The following is a 9,724-nucleotide window of genomic DNA, read 5'->3' on the forward strand; positions in this document are numbered from 1 at the left end:
TGTAGGGGTGCGCCACCTCGCCCCCCGGGTCGGGCGGCGTCCCACCAGCGTCGGGACTGTCCCCCGACGGTGGCACGGGGCGCTCCCGGTCCTCACCCGAGGGGGTGGCGCGGCCGGGTGGCGCGGGAGCGCCGGGCACGGCCACGGCAGTCCGGCCGACCGCATTCCCCAGGGTGCGGACGGCCGGAACACCGCCGAAGGGGTTCCCGACCCCGCGTCCGTGCCCGGCGCCCGTGCACCACCCACCGCACGACGTACGCGTGAAGCACCGCACCGCACGACGTACCGCACCACCCGCAGGGCCGCCGTCACGCCAGGAAGCACACGGCACCGGCCCTCCCCCGCCCCCGCGGGGCAGCACCCGCCGACGGACCGGAAGGGACCACCCTCAGCCCATGTACTCCTCAGCGACGACCCCCACGCCCACCGCGGCCCGCCCCGCGCTGCGCCCCCCCGCCGCAGCCGCCGGCCGCACCGGCCCCAGGGTGGTGCCCCCGGCGAGCCGGCCCTCGGCTCCGCGCGGCACCGAGGGCCGGGCCACGGACACCCGGGTCGTCCCGACCGGCCGTACGGCACTGGGCCCCGCCGGCCGTACCGCGCTGGGCCTGCGCGGCCCCGAGACGGGCATGCCGGCCGGTGGCCGGATGCCGCTGGCCCGGCAGGCCGACGGCCAGGTGCTGCGGGCCCGGCGGCCCGTCCAGCCCGGCGGCCCGGAGCGGATCGACCCCTCCGCGCTCCAGACCCCGGCGGTCCGGGCGGCGCTCGCCAGTGTCGCGCGGATATGTCCCGCGTTCACCCCGCGCCAGGTCCTGCGCGAGGGCAGCCGCCACATCCTGGTGGCGGGCACCATCGGGCGGGCTCCGGTGGTCGCCAAGTGCCTGGCGCCACAGGCGGTGCGGAGTGGGCACTTCGAGCAGCTGGTGGCCGACTTCCACCACGAGGTGGCGGTCTACCGGGCGTTCGTCCGGCACCGTCCGCCGGTGCGGCTGCCCCGGCTGGTGGCGGCCGACCACGACCGGTGCGTGCTGGTCATGGAGCGCGTCCCGGGGCGCCCGGCGGCCCGCGAGCGCCACCCGGTCAACGCGCCCACCCCGGGCGAGGTGCGGGCACTGCTCACCGCGGTCCGCACGCTCAACCTGTGGCGGCCCCCGACCGACGTCTTCCAGCCGCGCCTGGACTACCAGTTGGAGATCGCCCGCTACCACTCGGTGGGCCAGCTCACCGACCGGGACGCCGGCGACCTGCGCGGCCTGCTGCACGGCCTCGGCAACACCCCGCTCCAGCTCTGCCACGGCGACGCCCTGCTCAGCAACATGCTGCTGGCGCCGTCCGGCCCGGTGCTGGTCGACTGGGAGCAGGCCGGCTGGTACCTGCCCGGCTACGACCTGGCGGTGCTCTGGAGCGTCCTGTCCGGGGACACCGCGGCGCGCCGCCAGATCAGCCAACTCGCCCAGAGCGGCGGCACGATGGCCCGGGACGCCTTCCTGGTGAACCTGGTGCTGGTGCTGATGCGGGAGATCCGGCTGTACGACGTGCCGGGCGCCGGCGAGGAGCAGCGGATCATGATCCGCCGGCTCTACGACGACGCGGCGCTCGCCCGCCGCGCCGTCCGCGCCGCGGTCGGAACCCGCTGAGCCACGCTCGGAACCCGCCGAGCCGCGGGAGTCCTGCGACGGTCCCGCGGCTCAGGGCCTCACGGCCGGGCGCCCCGTTCCAGGGCGGCCCGGCCTGCGGCCTCCAGCACGGTCTCGTCCGGCGCCAGGTGCACCCGGCTGCTGAGCACGTCCCGTAGGTAGCGCTCCAGCGGGTGGCGCCGGCTCAGACCGGGGCTGCCGGTGAGGGCGACGGCCTGCTGGACCACCGCCGTCGCGGCCCGGGTGGCCAGCAGGTGGGCCGGGCCGGTGCGGGCGACGGCCTCAGGCTCGCCACGGTCCACCCGGGGGGCCAGGCCCTCGACCAGTTCCTCGGCACCGATCAGCTGGGCCTCGATCTCGCCGAGGGCGGTCCGGTAGCGGGGCAGGATGCCGAGCGGCTCGGTCAGGTTGGCCGGGGTGCGCTGGTTGAGGAAGCGGATCAGCCAGGCCTCGGCGGCCCGGGCGACGCCGATCGCCACCGCGGAGAGGGCCAGGTCGTGCCAGGCACGGGAGAGTTCGGCCTCGGAGGGCTCGGAGGGCTCGGACGCCCGGGACGCTTCGGAGGCCCGGGACGGTTCGGCCCCGGAGACGGCACCCTGACGACCCGTCCGGCGACCGGTCGTCAGGCCGAGCGCGAGGTCGCCCGGCACCCGGACCTCGTTCAGCACGACGTCGTGACTGGCGCTGGCCCGCAGGCCGAGCTGGTCCCAGGTCGGGTCGATCTCCAGACCCTCGCTCTCGCCGCGGACCAGGAAGGTGCCGATCCTCGGCTCCTCCTCGTCGGTCCGCGCGGTGACCGCCATCCAGGCAAGTGCCTCGGCGCCGGCGCAGTAGGTCTTACGGCCCGTCAGCAGCCAGTCGTCACCGTCCCGTCGGGCGACCGTCGCGGGCAGTTCACCCACCCCGGCACCGGGCTCGGCCCGCAGCGTGTTGACCAGGACCGGGCCGCGCCGGGACTCGGCGAGCAGCCGCCGGTAGCCGGCCGCCGGCCAGTCGGCGCGGCGGGCCTGCTCGGCGTGCCGGAGCAGGGTGAAGGCGGTGACCACGGCCACCGAGGCGTCCCCGCGGCCGAGTTGGGAGAGCACCCGGACGGTGTCGGCGAGCGTTCCGCCCGGCCCGCCGTACCGCGCGGAGACGGTGAGGGTGAGCAGTCCGGCCTCGTGGACGGCCTCGATCCCCTGGTACGGGAAGGTCGCGTCGCGGTCGTGCTCCTCGGCCCGGGCCGCCAGCAGGTCGACCACCCGGGGCAGCCCCGCGAGGGCGGTCCGGATCGCGGTGCGGTCGGGCACGCGGTCGGCGGCGTCGTCGGTACCGGCGGATGCGGCGGATGCGGCGGATGCGGAACCGCCGGATGCGGACCGGGTCGGCGTGGAACCCGCGGGTGTGGAACCGGTGGATTCGAGATGGCCGGATTCGGACCGGTCGGAACTCGCCGACGGAGCGGCGGTCCGGGAGCCGCGCCCGGCGGAGGCCGTCCTGGCCGGAGCGCTCCCGGGCGAACGGTCGTCGGCGGAGCGCCCGGCGGACACGCGGTCCTCGGACGAACGATCGGCGGTCGAACGGTTGGCGGCGCGGGTCGTCATGATGCTGTGCCTCCGGGCGGGCAGCGTGGGCTCGGCGAATGCGGGCGGCACGCCGTAGGGGCGCGCGGTACCGATCGGCGGCCCCGGAGGCCGGCTCACGGCCGCCCCTGGTTTCGGCGCCGACCGGAGAAACCCGGCCGACCGCCCGCCGCCGGAGGAGGAATCCCCCCTCAGCGGCCCGGACACGCCGCGCTGGCGGTCCGCCGCAGGTCCAGATGCCTGCGACGGGTCAGCAGTGGAAGACGGCGTGGCATGTTCGCGACTGTACGAACCGTTGATCGATACCGTCAAGCGGCGTCCGGCCCCCGGGCGGAGCCGGTCGGAGTCGGCTGGAGCCGGGCGGCTCCGCCGGGATCAGCCCTGCTGGAACATGTCCGCCGGGAGCGGCTTCAGCAGCTGATACAGGTCGTCCGAAATCGGTCGGTCCCAGGAGGCGATGGTGACCAGGACGCCGTCGCTGCGGCCGAACTGGGCGCAGAACGCGCGTTCCTCGCTGACCTTGACCTTCTTAACGATCAGCAGGTCGTCCCCGAGCATGACCGGGAAGTCCTCGGCCGAGACGAACTCGACCGGCTCGTCGTTCTCCAGCGCCGCGAGCAGCTGACGCACCTCGAACGGCACCTCGTCACCGGTCTCCCGGGCGGGCGAACCCTCGGGGAGGTTGCCGATGAACATCGCCGGGCCTCTGCCGCCGAACAGGTCGTAGCGCAGGAAAATCCCCTGGCAGGAGCCGTCCGGGCCGGACATCATGGCCGCACCGAAGTCACCGGGCCAGTCGCCCGGGTCCATCGCGAGCACGTCGAAGTCCGGGCCGGCGGGCTGTCCGGAGCGACGGCGGAGAAAAGACATGGGAACATCGTACGTGCCCGGCACACCACGCTCGCGAGGTGGGTGGGGCACCGCCGAGGGGCGGCCGGGAGATCGACGCTCAGAGACCAATGTTGACTCTGAGCAACCGTCCGGGCTACGTTCGGTTCAGCACGACAGCCGTTCTGGGTTTCACCCTCCGGGGGGACGGCATGTCGCAACGCGGCCCTACACGCGTTTCCCTCACCGTGCACTTGTCGTGCCGAACTGCCGAGCACCCAGCTTCGTCGTCGCACACAGCACAAACACAAGCCAACAGTTCCATGCATCACAAGCCAGATCCGCGGGGCCCCGGCCCGTCGCTCCCGTGGATCTGCTCGGGACGCCGCCGCGTGGGGGCGTGCGGGTCCCGAGCACCGGTGCCGTCATCCGAGTCGCTCTCGGCTTCGGCGCCAAACCTCCCGGCGACTGCCGGCCCCATCGTGGGGCCGGGACCGGCCGACGCACCCCCCCGGTGCGCAGGGGATGACTGGGAGGATGGCCTGGCAACTGCCGGGCCGCACAGCAGGCGCCGTGTCTGGCCGCGTGGGGGCGGTGGGCACGGCGTCTGCCCGTGCTCTTACTCTGAGCTGCGTTTGTCTAACAGTCAACAGAAATTCTGACGTGGCGCGCTCAATGGATCATCACTTGTGATGTTCGGACCCGAAAGATCGTCCGCGGAGCGGACCCCCGTCGGTCGGGGGTCCGCTCCCGCCGTCAACGGCCCGGCGCGCCGCCTCAGGTGAGGTCGAACTCGCCGTCCCGGGCACCGAGCACGAAGGCCCGCCACTCGCCCGGCGTGAAGACCAGGACCGGCCCGTCCTCCTGGCGGCCGTCCCGCATCCCGATGTGCCCGTCCACGAAGGCGATCTGCACGTCCCCGACGCCCTGACTGCTGCACAGCCACTCCGCGCCGGTGAAGTCCACCTTGGGCTTCCCGTTCCGCGCCAGCTCCGGCTGTGCCACGCCGGCCTCCGCGTCCGTCCCGCTGTTGGATCCCACTTGACCGATCTCCTCCCGACGGCGTTCCGGGGCCAGCCTAGCCACACCGCCCGGCCCCGGTCAGCGGGTTGACGAGGACTCCCCCGGGCGGGGACGGGCACGGCCGGAGGAAGGGTCGAGGCGTGTCCCGACCGGCGGGGGCGGCGGGCAGCTGCCAGAGTGCTGCCAGGGCGCCGCCCGACCGTCCGCCCGGCCCGCGGGCCATCGGGGGCCGTCGGCGGTTCCGCGGAGGCCGGGCCGCCGCCGTACTGCCCCACAGAGCCGCCGGGCCCGAATACTGGATTCGAACGCTTTGCCTGATGGTCCGAACTGTTTGACGGTCCGCTCTGTTTGACGGTCCGAACGTTCCCCCACCGATCCGCTCAAGGGAGCAGCCGATGAGCCGCCGGGACGGCACCCGCGCCGACGTCATCCCCATCTCCGACGCCCCCTCGGCCCATCCCCCGGCACCCCGCACGCCCCCTTCGCGCACCCCGTTGCCCCGGCCGACCCCCGCCCGGCCCGCCGCGCACGGGCGGGTCGGGATCGTCCTGGTCTCGCACAGCCAGGAACTGGCCACCGCCGTACGCTCCCTCGCGCTGGTGTTGACCGGATCCGACTCCCCCGCACCGATCGCGGCGACCGGCGGCGACCCGTCCGACGGACCGGGCATCAGCGCCGTCCTGGTCGCCGCCGCGACCCGCCGGGTGGACCAGGGCCACGGCGTGGTGGTGCTCGCGGACCTGGGCCGGGCGGTCACCACCGTCCGCGCGCTGCTGTCCGAGGCGGACGAGCACGGGTTGCCGTTCCCGGTCCGGTTCGCCAACGCGCCGTTCGTCGAGGGCGCCGTGGCCGCCGCCGCGACCGCCACGGCGGGCGGGGACCTGGCCGCGGTGCTGGACGCGGCGGAGGAGGCCTACCGGCAGTACAAGGGCTGAACGGCGCGGGCGGGCCCGGGGGCGTGGGCGGGCAGGCGTGGCAGGCTTGGCGGGGAGCGGGGGCGCGGGGCCCGGGGGCGCGGGCTCAGGGGCGCTCCTTGCCCTCCCAGCTGAAGACCGCAGGGCCCTCGCACTCCAGCGCGTGGCGCAGTCGCTCGTGCTCGCTCTCGATCATCGGCGGCAGCTCGTCCAGCCCGAACCAGCCGACCTCCAGCGACTCGTCGTCGTTCACCCGCGCCTCGCCGCCGACCGCGCGGCAGCGGAAGGTCAGTACCAGGTACTGCGTCACATCGCCGTTCGGGTACGTGACCTGCGGCGAGACCGTGACGGAGGCGAGCAGCTCGGGCACGACCACCACCCCGGTCTCCTCCTCGCACTCGCGCACCACACCGTCGGCGGGCTGCTCGCCGGGATCGAGGATGCCGCCGACCGGAGCCCAACGGCCGTCGTCGGCCCGGCGGGCGAGCAGCACCCGGTCACGGTCGTCCAGCACGACGGCGACGACGGCGCTCAGCCAGAGCGGACGGGTGCCCACGACGGCGCGGAGTTCGGCGAGGAAGGGGGGAATGGCCATGGGGCGCAGCCTAGCGGGGCGGTTCAGGGCCGACCCGGAGCGCCCGACCGGTGTCGGGCCGCAGCAGGGCGAGCACGGTGAGCCCGAGGATGTGCAGGTCGAGCCCGAGCGAGCGGTGGTCCACGTACCAGAGGTCGAGCTCGGCCCACTCGGAGCGGCTGAGCGGGCGGGGCGTCCGGCTGCGGTTCAGCGCGTGCAGCTGGGCCCAGCCGGTGAGGCCGGGCCGGACGGCGAGCCGGCCGCGCTCGCGGCGGGAGTAGCGCACCACCTGCTCGGGACCGGCCGGCCGCGGCCCGACGACCCCCATCTCACCGCGCGCCACGTTCCACAGCCGTGGCAGCTCGTCCAGGCCCGTACGGCGCAGCAGGACGGCGAGCCGGCCGGCCCCGTCGCTCCGGAACCGCAGGATCTGGAACTCGCGGCCGTGCCGTCCGGTCCTGGTCTGCCGCTGGAGGACCGGGCCGCCGGTGGTGCGGCGGAGCAGGACGGCGATCAGCAAGGCCAGCGGCAGCGCGACGATCGCGGCCAGGGCGGTGACGGCGAGGTCGCCGACGCGTCTCATGAGGTGGCCACGGCACGGTCCGGTCTACCGCCCATCGCTCCCCCTCCGCGGCACCTCGAGCCGGAAGAACGCATTCACAGTAGAGGCGGGACGTGGCCGCCGTCCGGGAATGGGGAAAGAAGAGCGGCCAGGATTGTCCGACTGGACGATATTCAGTCGGTCTGACCAATTTCGCTCGACTCGCCGTTTCGGAATGCCGAGGGCGATCGACGTTACGGGGTGGGGGCGACGGCCGGGGGAACCCGCCCACCGAACGGCCGGTACCCGACCGGGGTGTTCTCAGAGCGCGGCGCGGCGCCGGTCACGCAACACGCCGAAGGCGATCCGGCCGAGCAGCAGGACGCCGGCGGCCAGACAGCCGGCCACCGCCATCGCCCAGGCCGGCCCGTCACTGTCCGGCACGAACACGGCCACGACGATGCCGAGTGCCAGGCAGGCAAGGCCCACCAGGGTCAACGGGAGCTGGTGGGTGACCAGGGCTCCGCCACTGCACGCGCGAGCCATCCGGGAGGCCCCGTGAAGGTGGAAGGGGTCACGGTCCGCATCTGCCATGAGCCCAAGGTACCCCCGGGCGGCGCGGGCGGCAGCCCGCAGGGAGTGATCATTCGAACGCACTGTGCAACCGGCGGATCCGGGCAGGTCAGGGGCTCGCCGGGGCCGCCGCGAAGTGTGTCCGAGACGTCTGCACGGGCATTCCAGCTCCACAATCAGTCCACGAAAAATCCTCGTCCCCCCGGCACAACCATCCGTCCGGCGCAGCGGTCTCAATGGCATTGAGTGATCCAGGAGCCGTTCGAGGGACGGGTGTGAACCCCCCACCGAGAACAGGAAAGTCCAGGAGCGGAGCCGCCGCCCCTGGAGTCGGAGGCCGGGCTCCGTCCTCCGGCGGTACCGCCACGCCGCTCGGCGAACGAGGGGGAACCGTGCCGCAGTCCCAGTCCACTACATCGATCTCCATGGCCCGCGCGCGGCCGGCACCCGGCGTGCGCGCGCTGCCTCCACCCGTCGCCTGCGCGGCGGACCGCCCACGCGGCGGGCATCCGCGCGGAGGGCATCCACACGGCGAGCTTCTTCACGGCGACCATCGCCACGGCGCGCACCGGGACGGCGCGCACGGGGACGGCACGCATCGGGACAGCGCTCATCGGGACAGCGCGCGCCGGGACGGCGGGGGCCGCCACCGGACGGCCGTCGACTCGGAACAGCAGGACGCTCGGGGCGAATGGCTGCGGTTCGCCCCCGTCCAGCCGCTGTTCCGGGCCCGGGCCGCCCAACGGCTGGCCGTACTCGCGTACCACGGGGTGACCGACCACCGCTCCTTCGGCGCCCAGCTCGACCGCCTCCAGCGGCTCGCCACACCCGTCTCACTCGGCGCGGTCCTCCAGGCCGTGGCCGAGCGGCGGCCCCTGCCACCCCGGAGCGTCCTGGTCACCTTCGACGACGCCGACCGGAGCGTGTTCACCCACGCCCTGCCGGCCCTCGACGCCCGGGGGATTCCGGCCACCGCGTTCGTCATCTCGGAGCTCATCGGCACCGAACGGCCGTTCTGGTGGCACGAGGCCGCCTTCCTCGCCCGGCACGGGGGCCGGGCCCGCTCGCTCGACTGCGGACACCCGTCCCAGCTGCTCCCGCGGCTCAAGGCCATGCCGGACCCGGACCGCCGGCGCAGCCTGCACGAGCTACGGGTCAGCGCCGACCGCCGGCCGCCCCGGCAGGAACAGCTGACCCCGGCCGACCTGCTCGCCCTGCGGGACGGAGGCGTCGCGATCGGCAACCACACCCAGGGGCACCCCTGCCTCGGGCGCTGCGACGACGACACCGTGCGCACCGAGATCACCGGCGCCCACGAGGCCCTCACCCGCTGGCTGGGCGAACCGCCGATCGCCTTCGCCTACCCGGACGGCGGCCACGACGTCCGCGCTGAAACCGTCCTGCAGGAACTCGGCTACCGCCTCGGATTCCTCTCCGACCACCGCCTGGGCCCCCGCCTCCCCTCACACCCCCTCCAGATCAGCCGCCTCCAGGTCGACTCCACCACCAGCACCCGCCGCTTCGACACGATCCTCTCCGGCCTGGAACCCGCCTACCGCCGCTGGCGCCGCCAAGCCGTCGCCTGACGAACCCACCCTCACCGCACAGGAAGTCGACCCGGTCGACTTCCTGTGCGCACCACACGGGCTGATCTGTCGGCAAGTAGATCTCCTCCCCCAGCACCAAGGGATTTCTCGAACCCTCGCCTGCCACCAGGAATTTCAGAGCCCCGCGCAGGAAGTCGGCCGGGTCGACTTCCTGCGCCCACCAATCACGACCCCGGGCCTTTGGGGGAACCAGAGCGCCCCATAAAGCACGCCCACAGGCGGGCGCACGAGAAGTCGGCCAGACCGACTTTCCATGCGCCACCAGGGCCCCAACGGGCAACAGGCCACACCCGCGACCGTCCAACCGAGCGTGGGAAGTGGGAGTGTCATGAATTCGGTGGACACCCTGATCAAGGGAGACACTGATGAGCTCGCTGGCGGACCACCGGATCGAGTCGGTTCCTGACGGATCGGTTTCGTCGGAGCCGGAAACGGCCGATGCCTTGGGCATGGGGCCGAGGAAGAATA

At 74.0% G+C, this 9,724-nt stretch carries 10 protein-coding genes; 3 read left to right on the top strand and 7 right to left on the bottom strand.

Annotated elements, in window-relative coordinates:
• Positions 1-626 precede the first annotated feature (626 nt).
• Positions 627-1,634 (top strand): aminoglycoside phosphotransferase family protein, encoded by a 1,008-nt coding sequence (locus ACIQ87_RS37085; protein WP_402415965.1) that lies wholly within the window; start codon positions 627-629, stop codon positions 1,632-1,634.
• A gap of 59 nt (positions 1,635-1,693) precedes the next feature.
• Here ACIQ87_RS37085 and ACIQ87_RS37090 read toward each other — a convergent pair whose 3' ends face one another.
• From ACIQ87_RS37090 to ACIQ87_RS37105, 4 genes are all read right to left on the bottom strand, one after another.
• Positions 1,694-2,923, bottom strand: a complete 1,230-nt coding sequence (locus ACIQ87_RS37090; protein WP_402415942.1) for an acyl-CoA dehydrogenase family protein — start codon at positions 2,921-2,923, stop codon at positions 1,694-1,696.
• 464 nt (positions 2,924-3,387) lie between these two features.
• Positions 3,388-3,471, bottom strand: a complete 84-nt coding sequence (locus ACIQ87_RS37095) for a putative leader peptide (RefSeq protein WP_402415968.1) — start codon at positions 3,469-3,471, stop codon at positions 3,388-3,390.
• 100 nt (positions 3,472-3,571) lie between these two features.
• Complete coding sequence (locus tag ACIQ87_RS37100; RefSeq protein ID WP_402415944.1) at positions 3,572-4,066, bottom strand: hypothetical protein; 495 nt, start codon at positions 4,064-4,066, stop codon at positions 3,572-3,574.
• A 735-nt stretch (positions 4,067-4,801) separates the two neighbouring features.
• Complete coding sequence (locus tag ACIQ87_RS37105) at positions 4,802-5,065, bottom strand: DUF397 domain-containing protein (RefSeq protein WP_402415946.1); 264 nt, start codon at positions 5,063-5,065, stop codon at positions 4,802-4,804.
• Between the two features lie 377 nt (positions 5,066-5,442).
• Here ACIQ87_RS37105 and ACIQ87_RS37110 point away from each other — a divergent pair, with 377 nt between their 5' ends.
• Positions 5,443-5,982 (top strand): PTS-dependent dihydroxyacetone kinase phosphotransferase subunit DhaM, encoded by a 540-nt coding sequence (locus ACIQ87_RS37110; protein ID WP_392883915.1) that lies wholly within the window; start codon positions 5,443-5,445, stop codon positions 5,980-5,982.
• A gap of 85 nt (positions 5,983-6,067) precedes the next feature.
• Here the strand turns inward: ACIQ87_RS37110 and ACIQ87_RS37115 are convergent, their stop codons facing one another.
• The 3 genes from ACIQ87_RS37115 to ACIQ87_RS37125 form a co-directional block, all read right to left on the bottom strand.
• Positions 6,068-6,556, bottom strand: coding sequence for an NUDIX hydrolase (locus ACIQ87_RS37115; protein WP_402415949.1), 489 nt, complete (start codon positions 6,554-6,556; stop codon positions 6,068-6,070).
• Positions 6,557-6,566: 10 nt separating this feature from the next.
• Positions 6,567-7,118, bottom strand: a complete 552-nt coding sequence (locus tag ACIQ87_RS37120) for a sugar transferase (protein WP_402415952.1) — start codon at positions 7,116-7,118, stop codon at positions 6,567-6,569.
• Between the two features lie 279 nt (positions 7,119-7,397).
• The gene (locus ACIQ87_RS37125; RefSeq protein WP_392883918.1) at positions 7,398-7,670 is read right to left on the bottom strand and encodes a hypothetical protein; all 273 of its coding nucleotides are present in this window, start codon (positions 7,668-7,670) and stop codon (positions 7,398-7,400) included.
• Between the two features lie 749 nt (positions 7,671-8,419).
• On the opposite strand from ACIQ87_RS37125, the gene ACIQ87_RS37130 reads away from it, so the two are divergent.
• Entirely contained in the window at positions 8,420-9,235 is an 816-nt protein-coding gene (locus tag ACIQ87_RS37130; protein ID WP_402415955.1) for a polysaccharide deacetylase family protein, read from the top strand.
• The last annotated feature ends 489 nt before the right edge of the window (positions 9,236-9,724 follow it).

It is taken from the genome of Kitasatospora sp. NPDC096204 (assembly GCF_044763205.1).
Taxonomy (GTDB): domain Bacteria; phylum Actinomycetota; class Actinomycetes; order Streptomycetales; family Streptomycetaceae; genus Kitasatospora.